Here is a 24,034-nt window from a genome sequence, read left to right on the forward strand (position 1 = left end):
CGTACCCCCTCGGCGACCGAGCGGGCGGGGCCGGACAGCCGGTGGGACGACCGAAAGTGATGCGGGTGGACGCGAAAGACATGGGTGCCGACCTCGAGAAGGTGCTCATCACCAAGGAAGAGATCGACGCGAAGCTGGCCGAGCTGGCCGCGAAGATCGACGCGGAGTACGCGGGCAAGGACCTGCTGATCGTCGGCGTGCTCAAGGGCGCGGTGATGGTCATGGCCGACCTCGCCCGGGCGCTGTCCACCCCCGTCACCATGGACTGGATGGCCGTATCCTCGTACGGGGCGGGCACCCAGTCCTCCGGTGTGGTGCGGATCCTCAAGGACCTCGACACCGACATCAAGGGCAAGCACGTCCTCATCGTCGAGGACATCATCGACTCCGGCCTGACCCTGTCCTGGCTGATCTCCAACCTCGGCTCGCGCGAGCCCGCCTCCCTCAAGGTGTGCACGCTGCTGCGCAAGCCCGAGGCCGCCAAGGTCGCCATCGACGTGGAATGGGTCGGCTTCGACATCCCCAACGAGTTCGTCGTCGGCTACGGCCTCGACTACGCCGAGAAGTACCGCAACCTCCCGTTCGTCGGTACGCTCGCGCCCCACGTCTACGGCGGCTGAGCCCGAAGGGCCCATTCGCCGGACGGTGATCGGGAACCCCGGCGGGCTCCGCGCCGTTGGAGCATGCGTAGACGCGAATGCCAGTCGTCCCGCGCAGCTTCGGGGGACAATGCTGGGGTACCGTCCGAAGAACAGCCTTTATCAAACTCACTATGGCAGGAGGGACGGGGCGGCACCGCTCCGTATGGATGGACGTGAAGCGATACTTCCGTGGGCCGGTCATGTGGATCGTGCTGGCCGTCCTTGCCGTGGTCGTGTTGATGCAGGTCGTCGGCTCGTCCGGCGGCTACAAGACGGTGGACACGGGCCAGGTCGTCCAGGCGATCAATGAGAACAAGGTCGAGTCGGCCAAGCTGACCACCGGCGACGAGCAGATCATCAAGGTCTCGCTCAAGGACGGCGAAAAGGTCGAGGGCAGCTCGAAGATCCAGGCGAGCTACATCGGTGACCAGGGCGTCACCATCGCCAGCACGCTGCAGAACAAGTTCGAGAACGATCAGATCGCGGACGGCTACACGGTCTCGCCGTCCAAGCAGAACCCGTTCGTGAGCATTCTGCTCTCGCTGCTCCCCTTCGTCCTGATCGTGGTCGTCTTCCTGTTCCTGATGAACCAGATGCAGGGCGGCGGCTCCCGTGTCATGAACTTCGGGAAGTCCAAGGCGAAGCTCATCACCAAGGACACCCCGAAGACGACGTTCGCCGACGTCGCGGGCTCGGACGAGGCCGTCGAGGAACTCCACGAGATCAAGGAGTTCCTCCAGGAACCGGCCAAGTTCCAGGCCGTCGGCGCCAAGATCCCCAAGGGCGTGCTGCTCTACGGCCCGCCCGGCACCGGCAAGACCCTGCTCGCGCGTGCCGTCGCGGGCGAGGCCGGTGTCCCCTTCTACTCGATCTCCGGTTCCGACTTCGTCGAGATGTTCGTCGGTGTCGGTGCCTCCCGGGTCCGTGACCTGTTCGAGCAGGCCAAGGCCAACGCCCCCGCGATCGTCTTCGTCGACGAGATCGACGCGGTCGGCCGCCACCGCGGCGCCGGCCTCGGCGGCGGTCACGACGAGCGCGAGCAGACGCTGAACCAGCTGCTCGTCGAGATGGACGGCTTCGACGTCAAGGGCGGCGTCATCCTCATCGCCGCGACGAACCGGCCCGACATCCTCGACCCGGCCCTCCTGCGCCCCGGCCGCTTCGACCGGCAGATCGCCGTCGACCGCCCGGACATGCAGGGCCGTCTGGAGATCCTCAAGGTCCACCAGAAGGGCAAGCCGGTCGCCCCGGACGTCGACCTGTCGGCCGTCGCCCGCCGCACCCCCGGCATGACCGGTGCGGACCTGGCCAACGTGCTGAACGAGGCCGCGCTTCTGACCGCCCGCAGCGACCAGAAGCTCATCGACAACAAGATGCTCGACGAGGCGATCGACCGCGTGGTCGCGGGCCCGCAGAAGCGGACCCGGATCATGTCGGACAAGGAGAAGAAGATCACCGCGTACCACGAGGGCGGACACGCCCTGGTCGCGGCGGCCTCCCCGAACTCCGACCCGGTCCACAAGATCACGATCCTCTCCAGAGGCCGTGCCCTCGGCTACACGATGGTCCTGCCGGACGAGGACAAGTACTCGACCACGCGCAACGAGATGCTCGACCAGCTCGCCTACATGCTGGGCGGCCGCGCGGCCGAGGAACTGGTCTTCCACGACCCGACCACGGGTGCCGCCAACGACATCGAGAAGGCCACCAACCTGGCCCGCGCGATGGTCACCCAGTACGGCATGACCGAGCGTCTCGGCGCGATCAAGTTCGGCGGCGACAACACCGAGCCGTTCCTCGGCCGTGAGATGGCTCACCAGCGCGACTACTCGGAAGAGGTCGCCGCGCTGGTCGACGAAGAGGTCAAGAAGCTCATCGAGACCGCGCACAACGAGGCGTGGGAGATCCTCGTCGAGAACCGCGACGTCCTCGACAACCTCGTGCTCGCCCTCCTGGAGAAGGAGACGCTGGGCAAGGAGGAGATCGCCGAGATCTTCGCCCCCATCGTCAAGCGCCCGCCCAGGCCCGCCTGGACCGGCTCCTCCCGCCGTACGCCGTCCACCCGCCCGCCGGTCCTCTCCCCCAAGGAGCTGGCCCTGACGAACGGGGCGAACGGCGCGACGCCGCCGGCGATCACCACCGCGAAGAGCACCGCAGCGGAACCCGCCCCGGCGCCCGAGCGGACCCCGGAGGACCGTCCGGAGAGCTGACCGGCTCCCCACAGGCCCCCTCCGGCCCGGAATGGATGCCGCGCCCCCCTGGTTCTAGCCTGGGGGGCGCGGCATTTTGCGTACCCGCAGTTGAGACGCGTGCCCGGCACACGCGCAGGCACACAGGAACGAGGCACCACATGACCGACCCCGTGACGCTGGACGGCCAGGCCCCGCTCGGCGAGTTCGACGAGAAGCGGGCCGAGAACGCCGTACGCGAACTCCTGCTCGCGGTCGGCGAGGACCCGGACCGCGAGGGCCTTCAGGAGACACCGGCACGGGTGGCTCGGGCGTACAAGGAGATATTCGCCGGCCTGTGGCAGAAGCCCGAGGACGTGCTGACGACGACGTTCGACATCGGGCACGACGAGATGGTGCTGGTGAAGGACATCGAGGTGTACAGCACCTGTGAGCACCATCTGGTGCCGTTCAGGGGCGTGGCGCACGTCGGCTACATCCCCTCGACCAGCGGCAAGATCACCGGGCTGTCCAAGCTGGCGCGGCTCGTGGACGTCTACGCCCGGCGCCCGCAGGTGCAGGAGCGGCTCACCACGCAGATCGCCGACTCCCTGATGGAGATCCTGGAGCCGCGCGGAGTGATCGTGGTCGTGGAGTGCGAGCACATGTGCATGTCAATGCGGGGGATCCGCAAGCCCGGTGCGAAGACCATCACCTCGGCGGTGCGCGGCCAGCTGCGGGACGCGGCCACGCGCAACGAGGCGATGAGCCTGATCATGGCGCACTGAGCCCTACGTCGCTCTGCACCGCTCACTGACGCCGGGGCGCGCCCGTCACGCCGCCGGGGCCGCTCCCGGGGTGTCGTTGTCCTCGTCGTCCGGGAGTTTGCAGACGCGTTCCAGGAAGAGGGCGGCCGCTATGACGCCGAGGCCGGCGAGGACCGAGAAGCCGGCGTAGATGGCCTGGTCGCGGCGGGCGGGGATGTCCAGGGACTCCAGGAGGAAAACGCCCACACCGCCGTACATGCCGGCGACGAGGGCGGCGACCAGGGCGCTGGCCTGGCCGAACACCACCGCGCGCGCCGCCATCAGCGGGTCGACGCCCTTCGCCTCGGGGCGGCGCTCGCGCTGGGCCTTGAGGCGGGCGCGCAGGGACAGCGCCGTGGCCGCGAGGACCACGGCGATCAGGGCGAGGACGATGGGCGCGGCCACGGGCACGCTCGGGAGGGTCCCGAAGGAGTTCCACAGGCGGGCGCCGGCCCAGGACAGGATCCCGGCGACGACGAAAACGCCTGCCAGCACCCTGATGCGCAGCTCTCTCACGGTGTCCCTTCCCCGGCACTAGGTCGTGTCGACCTTAACGGCTATTCGGGCAGCCGGAGTTCCAGGTCGGCGCGCTGTGTGACGCCCTGGCGGGTGATCGTGTCCAGCAGCTGTGTGACCGGGCCGCGGCCGGGGAGCTCGGCGTCCGGGTCGACGTCGTGCCAGGGGGCGAGGACGAAGGCGCGTTCGTGGGCGCGGGGGTGGGGGAGGGTGAGCTGCGGGTCGTCGGAGAGCCGGTCTGCGTAGGTGACGATGTCCACGTCCAGGGTGCGCGGGCCCCAGCGCTCGTCACGGACCCGGTGGAAGGCCTCCTCGACCGCGTGCGCCCGCTCCAGCAGGGAGGACGGGGGCAGGGTGGTCTTCAGGACGACGACCGCGTTGAAGTACGAGGGCTGGCTGCCGGGCTCGACGCCCCACGGCTCCGTCTCGTACACGGGCGACACCGCCTTCACGCGGATGCCCGGGGTGTCCTCCAGGGCGTCGATGGCGCCCTGGAGCGTCTCCAGGCGGTTGCCCAGGTTGGCGCCGAGGGAGACCACGGCGCGCTTGGGGTTCTGCAGGGTAGCGTCGGCGGCGTCGACCTGCTCGACCACGGAGGCCGGCACGGGCTGGACGGTCGGGTCGGTGGCGCCCTGGGTGAACGGCCTGGTCATACGCGGCTCCGGGTGATGGTGACGGTCACGTCGTCGAACGGCACGGTGATCGGGGCGTCCGGTTTGTGGACGCACACCTCGACCTCCCGCACCCCGTCGTGCTTCAGACAGACCTGGGCGATGCGCTCGGCGAGCGTCTCGATGAGGTTGACGGGCTCGCCCTGGACGACGGCCACGACCTCCTCGGCCACGATGCCGTAGTGCACGGTCTTCGTCAGGTCGTCGTCGGCGGCGGCCGGGCGGGTGTCCAGGCCGAGAACCAGGTCCACGATGAAGGTCTGGCCCTCCTCGCGTTCCTTCGGGAACACACCGTGGTGCCCGCGGGCCCTCAGGCCGCGCAGCGCGACACGATCCACGCGAATCACTCCTGCAGTCGTCGGTCCGGCCGGTCGGTGCCGCGTGCGGGCGGCACACCGGCCTGCAGTCGAATCTACCTGCGGGCACCGACAGCGCCGGGCCGCCGGGGGTGCGGGCCGGGGCCGGTGCCGGGAGGTTTCACCCTGCGTTCTCCCTGGGGAGGCCAGGGGCTCACGGGTCGGTAGCGGCCCCTACCCGCGCGGTGGTGATTCCCACCACTTGTTGGTCCGCGCGGGCGGGGGAGGGCTCACGCGCGGGCGGGGGAGGGCTCACGCGGGGGTGTCGTCGGCGGGCGCGTCGTCGGGTGGCGTGTCCTGGTCCTCGTCGTCCTCGTCGGTCTCGGCGAGCACCGGGGAGGCGTGGTGGGACCAGAGCTTCCAGCCCGCGGGTGTGCGGCGGAACACATTGCTGGCGACGACGAGCTGACCGACCAGCGGGCCGAGCTCCTCGCCCTCCTCGGGGGCGGGGCCGCCGCTGAGGATGTTCTCCGTGCAGGTCACCAGGGCGGTGTCGCCGGTGACGGAGACATGCACATCGGTGAGGAAGAACTGGATGTAGTCCGTGTTCGCCATGATCACGGCGTACGACCGGAGGACCTCGCCGCGGCCGGTGAGCACCGGCCAGCCGGGGTGTACGCAGGAGACCACGCCGGTGTCCGCGGGGTCGTGGTAGCTCTCGTCGACGCCGAGGTCGGCCGGGGTGAGCCAGAGCGAGGCGACCTCTTCGAAGTCGCCGCGTTCCAGTGCCTCGTAGTAGGCGGTGTTGGCGGCCTCGACCTGCTCGACGTCGGTGTGGGGCGCGCTCACCGGGCTCCTTCTGCGCCGTGCGCGCCGGGCGTGGGGCGCGCCGGGGACGCCGTGCGGGCCTCTTCGACGGCGTGTGCGACGCGTACGGCGTCGGCGGTCGCGCGGACCTCGTGCACGCGGACGGCCCAGGCGCCGGCCTGGGCGGCGAGGGCGGAGACGGCGGCGGTGGCGGCGTCGCGCTCGCGGGCGGGGGGCGGTGCGCCGTCCGGTCCGGCCAGGACGCGGCCGAGGAAGCGCTTGCGGGAGGCGGCGACGAGCAGCGGGTGGCCGAGGGTCAGGAGGCGGTCGAGGCGGGCGAGGAGGGCGAGGTCGTGCTCGGCGTCCTTGGAGAAGCCGAGACCGGGATCGACGATCAGCCGGTCCTGTGCGATGCCGCCCTCCAGAACGGCCTCCACACGTGCGTGGAGTTCGTCGACGACTTCGCCGACGACGTCCTCGTAGATCCCCTGGACGTTGCCGCCCTGGAGGAAGCCGCGCCAGTGCATGACGACGAAGGGGGCGCCGGCGTCGGCGACGACGCGGATCATGGCGGGGTCGGCGAGGCCGCCGCTGACGTCGTTGACGAGGGCGGCGCCGGCCGCGAGGGCCTGTTCGGCGACGGAGGCGCGCATCGTGTCGACGGAGATCGTGACGCCCTCGGAGGCGAGGCCGCGGACCACGGGGATGACGCGCTTGAGCTCCTCGGCCTCGTCGACGCGGGTGGCGCCGGGCCGGGTGGACTCACCGCCGACGTCGACGAGATCCGCGCCCTGCGCGACCAGGTCGAGGCCGTGCTTGACGGCGTTCGTCGTGTCGAACCAGCGGCCGCCGTCGGAGAAGGAGTCGGGGGTCACGTTCACGACCCCCATGACCGCGCACCGCTCCCAGTGAGGAAGACCCGCGACGTGAGGACGTCCGCTGCGATTGCTCATATGTTCAGCGTAGGCCCAGGGGACTGCCGGACGATGCGTCGGCTCGGGTCGGGGGGAGCGGCAGCCCGCGATGGGTGCCCTGCCCTGGACCGCCCGGCCCCTGCCCGCATCCCGCAGCGCCCGCGACCTGTCCGGGCGGCGGCGCTGACGGCTCCGCGGCCGCGGGGCGTGCCCGGCCCTCGATCGCGCCCGGCTCCCGGGGCGCCCAGCCCTCGGCTGCACCCGGCTTGGACCGTGGTGCCCGGCCTTGGAACGCGCCCCCTCGCCCGCTCGGGACCGCGTCTAGTCCTCGCCCCCTCCCCGCTCCCGGGGTGCGATCGACCTCCCACCGGGCCCCGCTCCCGACCGCGCCCCTGCCTCCACCACGCCCCCCCCACCACACCGCAGCCCGTTCGGAAGCCCCGGGACGGGGAAGCGAGGGACTTCGCTCGGGCGTCTTCGGGACGGTCAGGCCGCGTGGACTGTGCTCTCCGGCGAGGCGGGTGTGTGGTCCAGGATGGTGCGGTGGGCGCAGGGGCGTGGGGCTCGGCGGCGGAGGAAACGCGGCAGCGGCATATCGAGGAAACCTTCCGCCTGCATGGCCGCGAAGCCGATGCGGGGCAGGTCCGCCGAGGCGCGGTAGACGACGAAGCGGGGCTCCCAGCGGGGGCGGAACTTGGCGTTGAACTTGTACAGCGACTCGATCTGGAACCAGCGCGACAGGAACAGCAGCAGCCCCCGCCACGCCCGCAGCACCGGGCCCGCGCCGATCTTCTCGCCGCGCGCCAGGGCCGAGCGGAACATGGCGAAGTTGAGCGAGACCCGCTCGATGCCCAGGGCGGGCGCGGCCTGCAGCGCGGCCACGATGAGCAGCTCGTTCATGCCCGGGTCGGCCGAGCGGTCCCGGCGCATCAGGTCGAGGGAGACGCCGTCGCCGCCCCACGGCACGAAGTGCAGGATCGCCTTCAGGTCGCCGTACTCTCCCGGCTCCGCCTCGGCCTTGTGCGCGGTGGCCACGAGACAGTCGCCGTCGGCCGGATCCCCGACGCGGCCCAGCGCCATGGAGAAGCCGCGCTCGGTGTCGGTGCCCCGCCAGTCGTCGGCGGCGCGGCGGATGCGGTCCAGCTCGGCCTCGCCGAGGTCACGGACACGTCGTACCCGGGTCTCGTAACCGGCGCGCTCGATGCGCTTGACCATCTGGCGCACGTTGCGCATCGCGCGGCCGGCGAGGGAGAAATCCTTGACGTCCACCACCGCCTCGTCGCCGAGTTCGAGGGCGTCGAGCCCGGTCTCCCGGGTCCACACCTGGCCGCCGGTCTCCGAGCAGCCCATCACGGCGGGCGTCCAGGAGTGCGCCCTGGCCTCGTCCATGAAGCGCTCGATGGCCCCGGGCCAGGCCTCGACGTCGCCGATGGGGTCACCGCTGGCGAGCATCACGCCGGACACCACGCGGTAGGTCACCGCGGCCTTGCCGCTGGGGGAGAACACCACGGCCTTGTCGCGGCGCAGCGCGAAGTGGCCGAGGGAGTCGCGCCCGCCGTGCTCCGCGAGCAGCGCGCGCAGCCGTGTCTCGTCGTCCTCGGTGAGCCGGGCGGCGGGGTGTTCGGGCCGGAAGGCCAGGTAGACGGTGGTGACGGCGGTCAGCCAGCCGAGGGCGCCGAGACAGAAGGCGACGGTCCAGGAGGTGTCGCCCCGGTAGTCGACCGGCCCTTCGAAGCCGAACAGGCCGTACAGGACGTGGGTGAGCCGGTCGGCCAGGCTCGGATCGCCGACCAGGCGCCCCGGCTGGGCGTTGACGATCACCAGGCCCAGCAGCAGCGAACCGGCGCCCATGAGCACGAAGTTGGCGAGGGCCTTCCACCGGCTGCGCGGGTCGGGCAGCGCGGCGAACTGGTCGCGGTGGCGCAGCAGCAGGGCGAGCAGCACGAGCGGGATCAGAACGCCCAGCAGCGAGTGCCGGTAGCTGAACTGGGCCACCGCTCCCACCGGGAGCAGGGCGACCGCGGCCCGCCAGGCCCGCCGCTTGCCGCGCTTGAGCCCGTGCGCGAGGAGCAGCAACAGCACACCGGCGCTGAGCGAGAGCGCCGCCGCGAACGACCCCAGGGCGCCCGGCAGTACCTCCGCGAGGGCGTGCATACGGCTGTGCCGGAAGCGCGGGAACACACCGGCGGCGATGTCCAGCAGGCCCACCAGGGCGCAGGCCCGGCCGACCAGAAGAGGGACGGCCTCGGGGCGCGGCCCGCGCAGCAGCCGGCGTACGCGACGCAGCGCGGCGCTGTCCCGCGCGCGCTCCCGCGTACGGGCCGTGGGCGGCGGAACCCGGCCCGACATTTCCTCATCTGTCCTGACAGACATCGCAATCCTGTAGTTCTGCGAGAGACCTTGGATCCGGTGCCGATCGGGCATCCGGCGACATTGCGCCCTCTAGGACGGTGTCTCGGGGGGAGAGGTTCACTCCGCCCGCCAAAGCCGCCGGACAGGCCAACGACAGCCCGGCGCCGCCCTTGTGACGGAGCAGGGGCGGTGCGCGCAGGGCGGAAAGCGCAGGCAGGTACCACCCATGGGTCTCACGAGCGACAAGCTGCTGTGGTCGGCGGCCCTCGCCGCCGCCCTGCTGTTCACGGGCACGGTGTGGCTGTGGCCGCGGCTGGCCCGGCGCGGCTGGCGGGCGGTCTGCGGCCGGGTGGCCCTGCTGCTCGCCACCCAGGTCATGATCTTCACCGCGGTGGGCCTCGCGGCCAACCAGGCGTTCGGCTTCTACGCGGGCTGGGCCGACCTGTTCGGCCGGGAGAAGGACCAGGGAGTCGTCGTCGACCACGCGGACGGCCCCGGACTCCGGGTCGTGGGCACCGGCCGCGTGCCCGGGGCGACGGGCGCCCGCCCCGAAGAAGGGGGCCGCATCGACGAGGTGCGCATCATGGGCCGTACGAGCCGCATCGCCTCGCCCGCCTACGTGTACCTGCCGCCGGAGTACTTCCAGGCCGAGCACCGCACCCGCGACTTCCCGGCGTCGATCGTCCTCACCGGTTATCCGGGCACCGCGCGGGCGCTCGTCGACAAGCTGCGCTATCCGCGTACGGCCCTCGAATCAGCACGGGACGGCAGAATGCGGCCGATGATCCTGGTGATGCTGCGCCCGACGGTGGCGCCCCCGAGGGACACCGAGTGCGTGGACGTCCCTCGCGGACCGCAGACCGAGACCTTCTTCGCCGAGGATCTGCCCGAGGCGATCGGCGGCCACTACAGGGTGGCCGGCGGACGCGGAGCCTGGGGAGTGGCCGGCAACTCGACGGGCGGTTACTGCGCCCTGAAGCTCGCGATGCACCACCCCGACGTCTTCGGCGCCGGAGCCGGACTCTCCGCGTACTACAAGGCGCCGATCGACCCCACCACCGGCGATCTCTTCCAGGGCGACGAGAAACGCGAGAACGAGGCCGACCTGCGCTGGTTCCTCAAGCACAGGGAAGCGCCCGCGACTTCACTCCTCGTCAGCAGCAGCAAGAAGGGCGAGACCAACTACAAGGACACCCTCGCCTTCATCGAGCAGGTCAAGGCCACCGGCCGTACCCGCATCTCGTCGATCATCCTGGAAAGCGGCGGCCACAACTTCAACACCTGGCGACGAGAGATTCCGGCGACTCTGGAGTGGCTCGACAAGCGCCTCACCCAGCAGAAATGATCTTGAACTCTATTCACGCTCGCCCTGTGTTCCCTGATGCGCTGTGAAAGCGCCGGTACGGCTTTGTTTTTACGGGGCGGGGGTCCATCATTCGCCTACGCGCGGTAAGTTTCTGGCCATGCCACGTGGACGTCACCGCCATTCCCCGCCTCTGCACAGGATGCTGCCCCCGTCGGCGATCGCAGGCGTGTCCCTCGTCTGTGCCCTGGGGCCCTGGGTGTTCACGCAACCGACGGTGCTACGCCTCCTGTCCGCGGCCGCGGCCGCCACGGCGGTCACCGGCGCGGTCGTCATGCGGCGCTGGGACACGCAGGCGGGCAAACGCGTCGCCGACCTCACGCGCGCGCGGGCGAGCGACGAGTGGCGTTTCGAGGAGCGGGTCGCCGAACTGGAGGCCGACCTCGACGAGTCGCGCGAGCTGCGCATGAAGCTGGAGCAGCGGCTGCGCGCCAAGCGGGCCGAGCTGGCGGGCCTGCGCAACGAGCACGCGGCCCTCCTGCGGCGCTATGCCACGGCCGAGGCGGACCGGGCGAGCGTCCTGGAACAGCGCCGGATGCTGGAGATAGAGGCCGCGGCCCCCGCACGCGCCCTGCCGGCGGGCACCAGCGCCGAAGCGGCACCGCCGGAGCCGGAGGACGAGACGCCCGCGGAGACCGAGGAGACGCCGGCCGTCTTCTCCCCGGAGGGATCCAAGCTCTTCCTCCGCGCGGGCGCGGCCCTGGCCCGCTTCGAGAAGGCCGACGAGGAAGCCAAGGGCGACGGCAGCCCCGAGGACGACGGCCCTGAGCCCACGAAGAAGGGCGAGCCGCAGGAGGACGAGGCGGAGGGGAAGCCCGAGGCGGTCGCCGACCATGACCGCGCGACCGCCACCCCTGCCGACGCGGCGGTCCCGGCCCAGCAGGCCGGCCGGACCTCCGGCCACTACACCGTGCCGACCGCGGTCGCGGTCGTCCCGCCGACGGCCCCTGTGCGCCGCCAGGTGCCCGAGGGGGGCTTCGACTTCTTCGGCACGAAGAAGGGCGCGGAGCGCTCGGCCCTGGAGGCGGTCCAGAACGAGGACCTCGCCGACGTCGTGGGCCAGGAGGCCCTCGCCCTGCACAAGGCGGAGGCGGAGGCCCAGTTCAAGCCGGCCGACGAGGAGTCCCGCGCCGTGAGCCAGGTCATCGACCTGACGGCCCACGACGAGACGGAACAGATCGACGTACAGGATCTGCGCAGCGCGGTGTCCTGAACGGCGCTGCTGCTGGCCGGGGGTGGGTGTCGCTTACCCGCGCTGGCGGGGTGCCGCTGCGCCCACCCTCCCCCACTCTCGGCTTCGCTCGAGCGGGGGGACTCCCATCGCCCCAGCGGCACGACTGCCCGCAGCTCAGCAGGTAGACGCGCACGGCGGCCACGTTCCACGCACCGTGGGCGTGCCGCAGGCGCACGCGGCGGGGAGGGGTCGGGGCGGTGGTGTCTGCCCGCAGCGGCTGGCGCGTCCGCGCCGACCCGCTTTCTGTGTCGACCTATTTCGCGCCAGACCGAGGACGGACACCACCGACCCGGCCCCGACTCACCCACCACCCGTAGGCGCTACACCCGCCCCCACCGGACGGACGGTGGCGCCGCAGGCATCCCCACGCGCACCCCCACCGGAGCCGCAGCCGCGCCGCAGGCACCGCACCCCACGCGCACCCCCACCGGCCGGCGCCCCGCTACGTCATCCACCGATCCGGCCGCGCCCCCCTCCGCCCTGTACGCGACCTCTCCGCCTGCGCCCGCAGCAACCGCGCCGCCTCCTCCGCGTCCCGCAACCGCGCCGTCACCGACTTGTTCGCGCCGTTGTCCACATGCACATCCGCAACCCCCCGAGCCCGCTCCCACGGCCCCTGAGACAACCGCACGCTCTGCACCTTCGCATGCGGCACCAGCGCCAGAGTCCGCCGCAGCAACCCTGCCCGCGCCGCGAACACCGCATCGGTGACCGCCAGCCCATACCCCCGCCACCACACCGGCACGCACCACCGCGCCCGCCGCGGCACCCCCGACAGCTCCGCCGCCGCAGGCACCCGCACCCCCGGCAGCACCCGCCCCACCACCACCTCGGCGATCTCCCGCGGAGCGACCGGCACCAGCAGCGAGTTCGACGACCCGGCCACATCCAGCTCGACCCGCACCCACCCCCGACGCCGCCACAACAACGGCTCCACGATCCGCACCGTCTGCACCCGCCCCGGCGGCACCGTCTCGTGCGCCCGGTTCAGCAACCCGTGATCGATCCGCAGCCCGTCCGGCGACTCCCCGACCGTCCAGTCGTACTCGGTGACGAACCGCCCCACACTGCTCGCCCCCGCCGCCCCCAGCATCGGCACGGCCGCCGCCAGCACCGTCCACAGGCTGTGCGTGGCGACCCACAGCAGCGGAACCGCCACCGACGCGACGACCAGCCACCCCCACGTCGCCCCCGTCAGCACCAGCGACACCGCGAGCACCCCCGGCGGCACCCGCAGCAGCTCCCGCGACGGTGCCTCCCCCACCTCGTGCGCGGTCTCCGGCGCGAACCCGGCCGCCCGCGCCAGCAATTCCGCCCGCAACGCCCGCGCCTCATCGGCCCCGAGAAACGCCAGCTCGTCCTTCTTGTCGGTCCCGATCACATCCAGCTTCAGCTTCGCCACCCCCGCGACCCGCGCGAGCAACGGCTGGGTGACATCGATCGCCTGGATCCGCTCAAGCCGGATGTGCGCGGTGCGCCGGAACACCAGCCCCGTCCGCACCCGCAACTCGCTCTCGGTCACCGCGAAATGCGTGAACCACCAGCTCAGAAACCCGTACAGCGCGGCAGCCGGAATCAGCACAGCCAGCGCGATCAGCAACGTGGTCGTCGTCAACCGCGTCAGCTGCCGCTGCGCCTGGTCGGGATCGTGCACCGCCCAGCCGATCAGCACGGCCACCGGCGCCCACGCCCGCCGCAGCGGAGTGACCGGATGCAGACGCCGCTCGATCACGGGACGGCGCCCCTCGCCCACGTCCTCGCGGACGTCGTCCGGGGCCGTCACAGCCCCGCCGATCGGGCCTCGCCCAGCTCGGTGAGCCGGTCGCGCAGCCGTTCCGCCTCGGCCGGATCGAGGCCCGGGATGGTCGCGTCGGTCGCCGCGGCGGCGGTGTGCAACTGCACGCTGGACAGCCCGAAGTGCCGCTCGACCGGCCCCGACGTCACCTCCACCAGCTGCATCCGCCCGTACGGCACGACCGTCTGCTCACGCCACAGCACCCCCCGGCTGATCAGCAGGTCGTCGGCGCGCTCGGCGTACCGCCAGGAGCGCCAGTTGCGCTCCAGCAGCCACCAGCCCCAGATCATCAGCGCCAGCGGCAGCACCGCGAAGGCGGCCCACCCGGGCCCGGCGAGCAGCCCCGGGACCAGACCGGTGGCCAGCGTCAGCAACCCCAGCCACACCACCAGCAACAGCCGCCGCATCTTCAGCAGCCCGGGCGGCAACGCGATCCACTCGGGCTCGCGCTCCGGCTCTTCCTCGGTCATGACGTCCTGGCTCCCCGTTTCCATGAGGCCAGCGTACGTAGGAGAGACTGTGTGCATGACTCCTACGACGGAGACCATGGTCGGTATCGGCGGCGCGGCGGAGAGCACCGACATGGTGCTCAACATCGGCCCGCAGCACCCCTCCACGCACGGCGTGCTGCGCCTGAAGCTCGTCCTGGACGGCGAGCGCATCTCCCGTGCGGAGCCGGTGATCGGCTATATGCACCGGGGCGCGGAGAAGCTGTTCGAGGCGCGCGACTACCGCCAGATCATCATGCTGGCCAACCGCCACGACTGGCTGTCGGCGTTCTCCAACGAACTCGGCGTCGTCCTCGGCGTGGAGCGGATGCTCGGCATGGAGGTGCCCGAGCGCGCGGTGTGGCTGCGCACGCTGCTCGCCGAGCTGAACCGGGTGCTCAATCACCTGATGTTCCTCGGCTCCTATCCACTGGAGCTCGGCGGCATCACCCCGATCTTCTACGCGTTCCGGGAGCGCGAGGAGCTCCAGCACGTCATGGAGGAGGTGTCCGGCGGGCGCATGCACTACATGTTCAACCGCGTGGGCGGCCTCAAGGAGGACCTCCCGGCGGGCTGGACTGCACGCGCGCGTGCAGCCGTCGCCGATGTGCGCTCCCGGATGGACCGCTTCGACGACCTGGTGCTCGGCAACGAGATCTTCCGCGGGCGCACGCGCGGGGTGGGCGTTCTCACCCCCGAGACGGTGCGGGCGTACGGGGTGAGCGGGCCCATCGCGCGGGCCTCCGGCGTCGACTTCGACCTGCGGCGCGACGAGCCGTATCTGGCGTACGGCGAGCTGGGCGACGTCCTGAAGGTGGTGACCCGCGAGGAGGGTGACTGTCTCGCCCGCTTCGAGTGCCTGCTTGAGCAGACCCACAACGCCCTCGACCTCGCCGACGCCTGCCTGGACCGGCTGGCCGAGCTGCCGCCCGGCCCGGTCAACCAGCGCCTGCCCAAGGTCCTCAAGGCGCCCGAGGGCCACACCTACGCCTGGACCGAGAACCCCCTCGGCATCAACGGCTACTACCTGGTCAGCAAGGGCGAGAAGACCCCGTACCGGCTGAAGCTGCGCTCGGCGTCGTACAACAACATCCAGGCACTGACCGAGCTGCTGCCGGGGACGCTGGTGGCGGACATGGTGGCGATCCTGGGCTCGATGTTCTTCGTGGTGGGGGACATCGACAAGTAGGGACCGCTCACTCCCCGAGAACGTCCGGAACCCCGAGCGACTGCACGACCCACCCGAAGTCCCCGAGCCCACCCACCGCGGTGAGCTCAGCGGCCTCCCCGGCCCCCGCGAGCGCGCGAACGTACGCGGCCGGATCCGCCGACGCCAGCGCAAGCGGGGGGCGCGCGCCGGTCACACCAAGAACACGCAGAGCGTCCCGTTGCGACACCAGGCGCACGCCGGGAAGCGCGCTGGTCTCTGCCGGGCGTACGCCGGAATGCGCGCCGGGCTCTGCCTCGCGCCCGTCGGGAGGCGCGTCGCGTTCTGCCGGGCGTACGCCGAGAGATCCGCCGGGCTCTGCCTGGCGCCCGTCGGGCGGCGCGTCGCTCCCAGCCGGGGGCCCGTCGGGAGGCGCGTCGTTCCCCGCCAGGCGCCCGTCGGCACGCGCGCCCGCCCTGGCGCAGGCGTCCAGTGCGACATGTGCGGTGATGTCGCACGAACCGTCCGGCACGGGCAGCGTTTCGCGGCCCTCGCGGAAACCCGTGAGCGTCCCGAACGGTGGTCGTGCGTCCGCCGTGTGCCCGTAGTCCACGGCGACGGCCAGACCCCGCTCCACCGCCCGCACAGCCGACGCCCACGCCCGGTCCCGGTCCAGCCCGATCTCCGCCCGCAGCCCCTCCTCGGAGGCCAGCGGCCACCACCGCGCCAGCCACTCCGCCTCCGCGCCCGCGACCGGCTCCCCGAGCCGTTCCGCCCCGTCCGCCCGCACGAGCACCAGCCGGGGCACCCCCGCCGAGTCCACCTCCACGACGTTCACGGGCACGTTGTCCAGCCACTCGTTGGCGAACAGCAGCCCCGTGATCCGCTCCGGCGGCTCCGCGCGCCACTCGATCCGGTGATCGAGCCCGCCGGGCCGGTCGGCGAGTTCGACGGCGTACGCACGCGTGCGTGCGGCCACGTCGGCGGGCAGCGCGGCGAGGACCCCGGTGATCAGTTCGCCCCGCCCGGCCGCCATGTCCACGAAGTCGAGCACCGGGGGCCGGCCCAGCGCCTCGTCGACCCGGCACAGCAGCCGCGCCACGGCCCCGGCGAACAGCGGCGAGGCGTGCACCGACGTACGGAAGTGCCCGGCCGGTCCTTCGGGCCTGCGATAGAAGCCAACGGGCCCGTACAGCGCGTCCCGGGCCGCGTCCCGCCACCCGCGCCACTCGCCGTCCGCCGTCTCTCCTGTCACCGGCCCAGATTAAGCGCACGGATATGCCAGGCCTCCACCTTGCGGAGTACACGTGCCGACCGGGGATCGGCCCTCCGGTTGACCCCTGCACGCATTTCGCTTCCCTACGCTGGGTTACGTGCAACGCCTCTATGACTTCCTCCGCAGGCACCCGGCATGGGTCGACGGCTTCTGGGCCGTGGTCCTGTTCGGGATCTCGGTGCTGGGCGGAGCGTCCACGGAGGCCGACCAGGGCACCGATCTCCCGGCGCTCACCGTGCCGGTGATGCTGCTGCTGTCCCTGGTCGTCGCGCTGCGCCGCCGGATGCCGGAGCGCATGCTGATCCTCGCGGCGGCGGTCGGCGTGGTGCAGCTGGTCGCCGACGTGGCGACGCTGCCCGCGAACTTCGCCATGCTGGTGATCGTCTATACGGTCGCGGCGATCGGCGCCCGCTGGGCCTCCCGCTTCGCGCTCACAGCGGGCCTGTGCGCGGCGCCCCTGGCGCAGCTGCGCTGGCCCAACGAGCAGACGAGCACGGCGGGCAACATCGCCATAATGATCTTCCAGGCTGTGCCGTTCGCCCTCGCCTGGGTGCTGGGCGACTCCATCCGCACCCGGCGCGCCTACTTCGCCCAGCTGGAGGAGCGCGCGGCCCGGCTGGAGAAGGAGCGCGAGGCGCAGGCGAAGGTCGCGGTCGCCGCCGAACGCGCCCGTATCGCGCGCGAGCTGCACGACGTCGTCGCGCACAACGTGTCGGTGATGGTGGTGCAGGCCGACGGTGCCGCGTACGTCCTGGACACCGCCCCCGACCAGGCCAAGAAGGCCCTGGAGACCATCTCTTCCACCGGCCGACAGGCCCTGGCCGAGATGCGCCGCCTGCTCGGCGTGCTGCGCACCGGCGAGCACCAGGAGGCCGGGGAGTACGTCCCGCAGCCCGATGTGCAGCAGATCGAGGACCTCGTCGAGCAGTGCCGGGAGTCGGGGCTGCCCGTGGACTTCAAGGTCGAGGGCACCCCGCGCCCCCTGCCCAGCGGCGTCGAGCTCACCGCGTACCGCATCGTGCAGGAGGCGCTGACCAACACCCGCAAGCACGGCGGGCCCAACGCGGGCGCCAGCGTGCGGCTGGTCTACTTCGACGACGGGCTCGGACTGCTCGTCGAGGACGACGGCAAGGGCGCCCCGCACGAGCTGTACGAGGAGGGCGGCTTCGACGGCCAGGGCCACGGCCTGATCGGCATGCGCGAGCGGGTCGGCATGGTCGGCGGCACCCTGGACGCGGGTCCCCGCCCGGGCGGAGGATTCCGCATCAGCGCCCTGCTGCCCCTCAAACCCGCGCACTGACGCCTGCCCATGCCCTTTGTTGACACCTGTAACAGTTGCCGCGCGCAACGACGGAAGAGGCCCCGATGACGATCCGTGTGATGCTCGTCGACGACCAGGTGCTGCTGCGCACCGGGTTCCGGATGGTGCTCGCCGCCCAGCCGGACATGGAGGTCGTGGCGGAGGCGGGCGACGGCGTCGAGGCGCTCGAGGTGCTGCGGTCCACCGCCGTCGACGTCGTGCTGATGGACGTCCGTATGCCGAAGCTCGACGGGGTAGAGACCACCCGCCGGATCTGCGCGGACACCGACCCGCCGAAGGTGCTGATCCTCACCACCTTCGACCTCGACGAATACGCCTTCTCCGGACTGAAGGCGGGCGCGTCCGGCTTCATGCTCAAGGACGTGCCGCCGGGCGAGCTGCTCGCCGCGATCCGCGCGGTGCACAGCGGCGACGCCGTGGTGGCCCCGTCCACCACCCGCCGGCTCCTGGACCGCTTCGCGCCGATGCTGCCGGGCGGCGCCAAGCAGCCCGAGCACAAGGAGCTGGGACGGCTCACCGAGCGGGAACGCGAGGTCATGATCCTCGTCGCGCAGGGCCTGTCCAACGGTGAGATCGCGGCCCGGCTGGTGCTGTCCGAGGCGACCGTGAAGACTCATGTGGGCCGCATCCTGACCAAGCTGGGACTGCGCGACCGCGTGCAGGTGGTGGTCCTCGCCTACGAGACGGGCCTCGTGCGGGCGGGCGGACACGGCTGAACGGCCACCCGCCGGCGCTTCGCGTCGCTAGGCCCTGTCGTCAAATCCCCGTCGTCCGCCCGAAGGGCGGGCCTGGCGGCGTCAGGTGCGTGCTCTCGGCGTGCCGGGCGTCGACCGGCGTACCGGTTGTACGTGGTCGGCGCCCGGTGCGGCGAGAGTGCGTGCATGGCGTCGCCAGGCAGACGGGGATTTGACGACAGGGCCTAGGGTGCCGCGCATGCTGCTGTGGATCAATGGCCCCTTCGGCGGGGGCAAGACACAGACCGCGTACGAGATACACCGCCGCCTGCCCGGCAGCGTCGTCTGCGACCCGGAGCACGCCGGATTCGGGCTGCGCCGGATGCTGCCGCCCGAACTGCGGGGTGATTTCCAGGACTTGGTGTCCTGGCGGCAGGGCGTCGTCGAGGTGCTCGACCTCGCCCTCGCCCGGCACGACGGCGTGGTGATCGCGCCCATGACCGTCACCGACTCCGGCTACTTCGCGGAGACCGTCGGCCGGCTGCGCGAACTCGGCCACGACGTCCGCCACTTCACCCTCCTCGCCGAGCGCGAGACCGTCCTGCGACGGCTGCGCGAGCGTGGCCTCGGGCAGGTCCTGCGGTTCGTCGCCGGGAAGAACGCGGGCCTGCGCCGGGAGAGCTGGGCCGTCCAGCAGCTCGACCACTGCCTGGAGCGGCTCGTCCGGCCGGAGTTCGCCGAGCACCTGTGGACGGACCGTACGACCGTGCCGAAGACGGCGGACCGCATCGCCGTCCTGGCCGGACTGACCCTGCGCCCCCACCACGAAGGACCATTGCGCACCAGGCTGCGGCAGGCGGGCGTCGGGCTCCGGCACATCCGCTTCGACTGAGCCGCGCCCCGGCGCAGCCACGCACCGACGCTCGGTGTCAGCGCAGGATGCCCTCCAGGAAGTCGCTGCCGAGCCGCGCCACGACCGTCACGTCCAGCTGGTGCAGGACGTACCGCCCGCGGCGGCGCGTGGTCACCAGGCCCGCCTTCTTCAGCACGCCCAGGTGCCGGGATATCTCCGGTGCCGTCATGCCGTGCACCTGCGCCAGCTCGCTCGTGGTGTACGCGCTGCGGGCGAGATGGCGGCAGATGCGCATACGGACCGGGTGGGACAGCGCGGTCAGCCGCAGGGTCAGCTGCTCGACCGTGGGAGGTGTGGCCAGTTCGGCGGAGCCGACCGGATAGTGCAGCACCGGCTGCCAGGCGTAGCGGTGCAGGACCATCAGGTGCGGCCAGCCGAGGCTGGTCGGGACCAGCAGCAGACCGCCCTCGCCGGTGACCGTACGGCCGTCGCCCAGCTTGTCGACCGTGATCCGCTGGGCCCTCTCGTCGAGCGTGACCGCCGGGGACACCGCCGACAGGGCCTCCGCGAGCCCCTTGCGTCTGAGCAGGTCCGTCTTGTGGCGGGTGTCGGCCGCGAGCTGGTGGCGCAGCCGGGACCACGCCTCGGCGAAGAACGCCTCGTCGCAGTCCTGGAGGAACTGCCGGAACCAGCCCCGGATCCGGGGCGGATCGGCCAGCAGCCGCTCACTGAACCGCAGCTGCTGCGGCCCCCGCGCGGCGGCCAGCTCCAGCGCGCGGCGGCGCAGGGCGGCGTCCCCGAGCGGGCCGGGACCCGGCACGCTGTACGGCAGGGCGCAGGTGAACTCCAGGGCGGCGTCCACGAACTGTTCGTCCGACAGCTTGTCCAGCAGGTCCAGTTCCTCGGCGAGCGTGGCGCCCGGCAGCGCGGCGCCGTCCGGGATGCCCGCACAGGGCAGGAACAGGTCCGAGAACGTCGTCCGCCACAGGAAGTCGGCCTCGCACATCCGGTCGGCCAGATGCGGGTCGAGCCGCGCGGTCACGCCCGTGACCCAGCCCTGCAGGCCCGGATGGTGCCCCGGCTCGGACAGCGCGTGCAGCGCCATGCCGAGCTCGGCCAGCGGGGAGGGCACGGCGACGACCCTCTCCGGCCGCAGCCCCGCGATGTCGATGTACACGCCCATGCCCACATGGTGCACCCCACCACTGACAACCCCGCCGCCGTTTGACGCAGCCCGTCAACCGAGAGGACGTCCTGGCGAGGCCGGGCGCACGCTGGGCAACCCGGCCCCGCCCCCGGGAACGTGATCCACCGACCCGAGAAGGCGATCCGTCATGAGCCCGACCGAGCAGTACCTCCTCGACGTCCACTGCGCCCTGCAGCACGGCCGGCCGGTCCCGCCCGCGCCGGGCACGCACGACCTCCGGGTCCTGCGGGCCCTTTGCGACCACCGCCGTTTCCGCGCGGTGCTCGCCGGCCGTCCGGCCCGAGGGCGGATACGCCATGCCCTGGGCCGGTGGCTCCACCCGCGGCGGCGGAACACCAGCCCCCGCCCGCGCGACCCCGGCTTCCGCCCGCGCGACCCCGGCTCCCGCCCGCAGGACATCGGCCCCCGCCCGTGGCCTACCGGCGGCCCCCGCCTTCGTTGAGCCGGGCCGCGAAACCGGCGACCGCCTCCCGTACGTCGTTCGCCGTCCACTTCAGCCCCGCCGCCTCCACCGAGACCTCGGTGAGGGCGAGGCCGGGGCCCGGGGCCTCCCACGCGCGGGAGAACAGGAGTACGCCCGTCTCCTCGGCCTGACGGACGGCCGCCTCGGTGGCGGCGTCCGCGTCGTGGGCCAGCCAGACCTGGAACTCGTGGGTGTGCGGCACTTCGGGCTGCACCCGCGCCCACGGCACCCCCGCCGAGGCGAAGCCCTCACGCAGCGCGGCGGCCACCACGCGCGCGTGGCGCACGTACTCCGGGAGCCGGGGCAACTCCCGCTCCAGCCCGGCCAGCGCCGACAGGGCGGTCGGGAACTGCTGGAACACCAGGCCGCCGTACCGGTGCCGCCAGGCCTTCGCCTCGTCCACGAGCGTGCGCGGCCCGGCGAGCGCGGCGCCTCCGTACCCCTTCAGGGACTTGTAGAACGACACGTACACGCTGTCCGCGAGGCCGGCGATCTCGTCCAGCGGGCGGCCGAAGTGGACGGTGGACTCCCAGATGCGGGCCCCGTCGAAGTGGACCACCGCGTCACGCTCCCGCGCGGCCTCCACGACCTCCGTCAGCTCCTCCCAGGTGGGCAGCACGAAACCGGCCTCCCGCAGGGGCAACTCCAGCATCAGCGTGCCGAACGGCTCGTCCAGGTCCCGTACCTCCTCGGCGGTGGGCAGCCGGGGCGCACCGGTCACCCGCACCGGGCGCAGCCCGCTGACCTGGCTGAAGGCCTGCCGCTCATGCATCTCGGGGTGGCTGAGCGCGTGCAGGGCGACGACCGGGCTGCCGGTACGGCCTGCCCAGCAGCGCAGAGCCACCTGCTGGGCCATCGTGCCGGTCGGGAAGAACGCGGCGGCCTCCAGCCCGAGCAGACCGGCGACCTTCTCCTCCAGAGCCTCCACGACGCCGTTGCCGTAGAGGTCGGACGGCTCGTCGAGGTCGTACAGGTCGCCCACGTCGTCCAGCAGGGCGAGCCGCTCCCGCAGAGACGCGGTGAACCCCGGACGGGAGAGGACACGCCGCGCACCCCGGTGGGCCGCGAGCCGCCGCTCCCGCAGCCGCTCCCGCAGCCGCGCCCGCGGCTCCTCCGGCGACGCCTCGTCCCGGTCCGGTTCCGTCTGTTCCGCCGTATCGCTCATGCCCGCGATCATCCCGCGCACCGCTCCACGTAAGCACCCGCATATTCCGCGCACGCGCGCGTGCCCCACCATTCCCGCACGCACCCGTGCCCCGCACCCGCACGGAAACCCACAGCCTGTGGACAGCCGGACACCCCGGTAACCGATCGCGTTAACATGACGAGAAATCGTCCGGTACCCCGAGCGGACTGGAACGGGAAGGCCGCCGTCGCGTGAACACAACCCCACAGCCGGATCCCAGGGACCGCCCCGCGCGGCTCACCGTCGGCGTCGTAGGCGCCGGACGCGTGGGTCCCGCCCTGGCCGCGTCCCTTCAGCTCGCCGGACACCGCCCGGTGGCCGTGTCCGCCGTGTCCGACACCTCCCGCAGGCGCGCCGAGCAGATGCTCCCCGACGTGCCGGTGGTCCCGCCCGCCGACGTCCTGCAGCGGGCCGAACTGGTCCTGCTGACGGTCCCCGACGACGCGCTGCCCGAGCTGGTCTCCGGGCTCGCCGGCACCGGCGCCGTGCGGCCGGGGCAGCTGCTGGTGCACACCTCCGGGCGGTACGGCGCGAAGGTGCTGGACCCCGCCCTGAGGGCCGGTGCGCTGCCGCTCGCCCTGCACCCGGCGATGACGTTCACCGGCACCCCCGTCGACGTGCAGCGGCTCGCCGGATGCTCCTTCGGTGTGACCGCGCCCGAGGAGCTGCGGCTGGCCGCCGAGGCCCTCGTCATCGAGATGGGCGGCGAACCGGAGTGGATCGCCGAGGAGAACCGCCCGCTGTATCACGCGGCCCTCGCGCTCGGCGCCAACCACCTGGTCACCCTCGTCGCCCAGTCCATGGAGCTGCTGCGCAGTGCCGGTGTCGGGGCCCCCGACCGCATGCTGGGCCCGCTGCTCGGCGCCGCCCTGGACAACGCCCTGCGTTCCGGTGACGCGGCGCTCACCGGCCCCGTCGCGCGCGGCGACGCCGGCACGGTGGCCGCGCACATCGGCGAGCTGCGCCGGCACGCCCCGGGAACCGTCGCCGGTTACCTGGCGATGGCCCGCGCCACCGCCGACCGCGCCCTCGCCCACGGCCTGCTCAAGCCCGAACTCGCCGAGGACCTCCTCGGGGTACTCGCGGACGGAGCGGCGCCGCCCAAGAACGGGGAAGACCGATGAGCCGAGCCTTTGAACTCGTTCCCACCGTGGAGGACCTCGACTACGTCCTCGACCACTTCTCTGTTCCCGGCCGTACCGCCGTGGTGATGACCATGGGGGCGCTGCACGAGGGCCATGCCACACTGATCCGCGCCGCGCGGGAGCACGTCGGCCGCGAGGGCTACGTGGTGGTCACCGTGTTCGTGAATCCGCTCCAGTTCGGCGCCGGCGAGGACCTGGACCGCTACCCGCGCACCCTGGACGCCGACCTGAGGATCGCCGAGCAGGCGGGCGCGGACATCGTCTTCGCGCCGTCCGTCGAGGAGATGTACCCGGACGGCAAGCCGCAGATCACCCTGCGCGCCGGGGCCATGGGAGAGCGCCTGGAGGGCGCCGCCCGTCCCGGGCACTTCGACGGGATGCTCACCGTCGTCGCCAAACTGCTCCATCTGACCCGCCCAGATGCGGCGTTCTTCGGCCAGAAGGACGCTCAGCAGCTCGCCCTGATCCGCCGCATGGTGCGCGATCTGAACTTCGGCGTGGAGATCGTCGCCGTCCCCACCGTGCGCGAGGAGGACGGCCTGGCCCTGTCCAGCCGCAACCGCTACCTCTCGCCCGAGGAGCGCCGCACCGCCCTCGCCCTGTCCCGGGCCCTGTTCGCCGGCCGCGACCGGCACGCCGCGCAGGAGGCGCTGCGCGCGCGTGCCCGTGAGGTGCCCTCCACGCGCGCGCGTGCCGAGGCGCTCAGCGCCA

Annotated in this window: 23 protein-coding genes; 12 read left to right on the plus strand and 11 right to left on the minus strand. The window is 72.2% G+C overall.

Annotation, left to right across the window (positions count from 1 at the left end):
• The first annotated feature begins 59 nt into the window (after positions 1–59).
• The 3 genes from hpt (at position 60) to folE (ending at position 3,597) form a co-directional block, all read left to right on the plus strand.
• Entirely contained in the window at positions 60–620 is a 561-nt protein-coding gene (gene hpt, locus N4P33_RS07665; protein WP_260825569.1) for a hypoxanthine phosphoribosyltransferase, read from the plus strand.
• Between the two features lie 188 nt (positions 621–808).
• Positions 809–2,851: an ATP-dependent zinc metalloprotease FtsH gene (ftsH, locus tag N4P33_RS07670; RefSeq protein ID WP_260825544.1), complete on the plus strand. Its 2,043-nt coding sequence runs from the start codon at positions 809–811 to the stop codon at positions 2,849–2,851.
• Between the two features lie 140 nt (positions 2,852–2,991).
• On the plus strand, positions 2,992–3,597 hold the full coding sequence (gene folE, locus N4P33_RS07675) for a GTP cyclohydrolase I FolE (protein WP_260825545.1): 606 nt from the start codon (positions 2,992–2,994) through the stop codon (positions 3,595–3,597).
• Between the two features lie 45 nt (positions 3,598–3,642).
• Here the strand turns inward: folE and N4P33_RS07680 are convergent, their stop codons facing one another.
• From N4P33_RS07680 to N4P33_RS07705, 6 genes are all read right to left on the minus strand, one after another.
• Positions 3,643–4,131 carry a DUF3180 domain-containing protein gene (locus N4P33_RS07680; RefSeq protein ID WP_260825546.1) on the minus strand — a complete coding sequence of 163 codons (489 nt, stop codon included), beginning with the start codon at positions 4,129–4,131 and terminating at the stop codon, positions 3,643–3,645.
• A 41-nt stretch (positions 4,132–4,172) separates the two neighbouring features.
• The gene (folK, locus tag N4P33_RS07685; protein WP_260825547.1) at positions 4,173–4,784 is read right to left on the minus strand and encodes a 2-amino-4-hydroxy-6-hydroxymethyldihydropteridine diphosphokinase; all 612 of its coding nucleotides are present in this window, start codon (positions 4,782–4,784) and stop codon (positions 4,173–4,175) included.
• Positions 4,781–5,140 (minus strand): dihydroneopterin aldolase, encoded by a 360-nt coding sequence (gene folB / locus N4P33_RS07690; RefSeq protein WP_260825548.1) that lies wholly within the window; start codon positions 5,138–5,140, stop codon positions 4,781–4,783. Before folB ends, folK begins: the two co-directional genes overlap by 4 nt.
• 270 nt (positions 5,141–5,410) lie before the next feature.
• Positions 5,411–5,947: a nuclear transport factor 2 family protein gene (locus N4P33_RS07695; RefSeq protein WP_260825549.1), complete on the minus strand. Its 537-nt coding sequence runs from the start codon at positions 5,945–5,947 to the stop codon at positions 5,411–5,413.
• Positions 5,944–6,858 carry a dihydropteroate synthase gene (gene folP / locus N4P33_RS07700; protein ID WP_260825550.1) on the minus strand — a complete coding sequence of 305 codons (915 nt, stop codon included), beginning with the start codon at positions 6,856–6,858 and terminating at the stop codon, positions 5,944–5,946. Before folP ends, N4P33_RS07695 begins: the two co-directional genes overlap by 4 nt.
• A gap of 447 nt (positions 6,859–7,305) precedes the next feature.
• Positions 7,306–9,168, minus strand: a complete 1,863-nt coding sequence (locus tag N4P33_RS07705; RefSeq protein WP_399028942.1) for a phosphatidylglycerol lysyltransferase domain-containing protein — start codon at positions 9,166–9,168, stop codon at positions 7,306–7,308.
• A 229-nt stretch (positions 9,169–9,397) separates the two neighbouring features.
• On the opposite strand from N4P33_RS07705, the gene N4P33_RS07710 reads away from it, so the two are divergent.
• Positions 9,398–10,516 (plus strand): esterase family protein, encoded by a 1,119-nt coding sequence (locus N4P33_RS07710; protein ID WP_260825552.1) that lies wholly within the window; start codon positions 9,398–9,400, stop codon positions 10,514–10,516.
• Positions 10,517–10,634: 118 nt separating this feature from the next.
• Complete coding sequence (locus N4P33_RS07715; protein ID WP_260825554.1) at positions 10,635–11,747, plus strand: hypothetical protein; 1,113 nt, start codon at positions 10,635–10,637, stop codon at positions 11,745–11,747.
• Positions 11,748–12,210: 463 nt separating this feature from the next.
• On the opposite strand, the gene N4P33_RS07720 is transcribed toward N4P33_RS07715, so the two are convergent.
• Together N4P33_RS07720 and N4P33_RS07725 are read right to left on the minus strand one after the other, a co-directional pair.
• Positions 12,211–13,551, minus strand: a complete 1,341-nt coding sequence (locus N4P33_RS07720; protein WP_260825556.1) for a PH domain-containing protein — start codon at positions 13,549–13,551, stop codon at positions 12,211–12,213.
• Positions 13,548–14,057 carry a PH domain-containing protein gene (locus tag N4P33_RS07725; RefSeq protein ID WP_260825557.1) on the minus strand — a complete coding sequence of 170 codons (510 nt, stop codon included), beginning with the start codon at positions 14,055–14,057 and terminating at the stop codon, positions 13,548–13,550. The genes N4P33_RS07720 and N4P33_RS07725 overlap by 4 nt, the downstream gene beginning before the upstream one ends.
• A gap of 31 nt (positions 14,058–14,088) precedes the next feature.
• On the opposite strand from N4P33_RS07725, the gene N4P33_RS07730 reads away from it, so the two are divergent.
• Positions 14,089–15,240: an NADH-quinone oxidoreductase subunit D gene (locus N4P33_RS07730; protein ID WP_260825558.1), complete on the plus strand. Its 1,152-nt coding sequence runs from the start codon at positions 14,089–14,091 to the stop codon at positions 15,238–15,240.
• Positions 15,241–15,247: 7 nt separating this feature from the next.
• On the opposite strand, the gene N4P33_RS07735 is transcribed toward N4P33_RS07730, so the two are convergent.
• Entirely contained in the window at positions 15,248–16,453 is a 1,206-nt protein-coding gene (locus N4P33_RS07735) for an SAM-dependent methyltransferase (protein ID WP_260825559.1), read from the minus strand.
• Between the two features lie 118 nt (positions 16,454–16,571).
• Between N4P33_RS07735 and N4P33_RS07740 the strand changes: the two genes are divergently transcribed.
• The 3 genes from N4P33_RS07740 to N4P33_RS07750 all read left to right on the plus strand — a co-directional run bounded on the left by N4P33_RS07740 (position 16,572) and on the right by N4P33_RS07750 (position 19,361).
• Positions 16,572–17,774, plus strand: coding sequence for a sensor histidine kinase (locus N4P33_RS07740; protein WP_260825560.1), 1,203 nt, complete (start codon positions 16,572–16,574; stop codon positions 17,772–17,774).
• Between the two features lie 65 nt (positions 17,775–17,839).
• On the plus strand, positions 17,840–18,511 hold the full coding sequence (locus tag N4P33_RS07745) for a response regulator transcription factor (RefSeq protein WP_260825561.1): 672 nt from the start codon (positions 17,840–17,842) through the stop codon (positions 18,509–18,511).
• A 217-nt stretch (positions 18,512–18,728) separates the two neighbouring features.
• A complete protein-coding gene (locus N4P33_RS07750) occupies positions 18,729–19,361 on the plus strand; it encodes an AAA family ATPase (protein WP_260825562.1) in 633 nt (210 codons plus the stop codon).
• 37 nt (positions 19,362–19,398) lie between these two features.
• On the opposite strand, the gene N4P33_RS07755 is transcribed toward N4P33_RS07750, so the two are convergent.
• Positions 19,399–20,505 carry a DUF5937 family protein gene (locus N4P33_RS07755; RefSeq protein ID WP_260825563.1) on the minus strand — a complete coding sequence of 369 codons (1,107 nt, stop codon included), beginning with the start codon at positions 20,503–20,505 and terminating at the stop codon, positions 19,399–19,401.
• 151 nt (positions 20,506–20,656) lie between these two features.
• On the opposite strand from N4P33_RS07755, the gene N4P33_RS35540 reads away from it, so the two are divergent.
• A complete protein-coding gene (locus N4P33_RS35540) occupies positions 20,657–20,971 on the plus strand; it encodes a hypothetical protein (RefSeq protein ID WP_313904466.1) in 315 nt (104 codons plus the stop codon).
• Here N4P33_RS35540 and N4P33_RS07765 read toward each other — a convergent pair.
• Positions 20,946–22,157: a low specificity L-threonine aldolase gene (locus N4P33_RS07765; protein WP_260825564.1), complete on the minus strand. Its 1,212-nt coding sequence runs from the start codon at positions 22,155–22,157 to the stop codon at positions 20,946–20,948. The two genes, N4P33_RS35540 and N4P33_RS07765, sit on opposite strands and share 26 nt — an antisense overlap.
• A gap of 212 nt (positions 22,158–22,369) precedes the next feature.
• On the opposite strand from N4P33_RS07765, the gene N4P33_RS07770 reads away from it, so the two are divergent.
• Together N4P33_RS07770 and panC are read left to right on the plus strand one after the other, a co-directional pair.
• The gene (locus N4P33_RS07770; protein ID WP_260825565.1) at positions 22,370–23,302 is read left to right on the plus strand and encodes a Rossmann-like and DUF2520 domain-containing protein; all 933 of its coding nucleotides are present in this window, start codon (positions 22,370–22,372) and stop codon (positions 23,300–23,302) included.
• Positions 23,299–24,034: pantoate--beta-alanine ligase (gene panC / locus N4P33_RS07775; protein ID WP_260825566.1), on the plus strand; the 736-nt coding region annotated here is incomplete at its 3' end. The genes N4P33_RS07770 and panC, both read left to right, overlap by 4 nt.

It is taken from the genome of Streptomyces sp. 15-116A (assembly GCF_025290915.1).
In the GTDB taxonomy this organism is placed as follows: Bacteria; Actinomycetota; Actinomycetes; order Streptomycetales; family Streptomycetaceae; genus Streptomyces.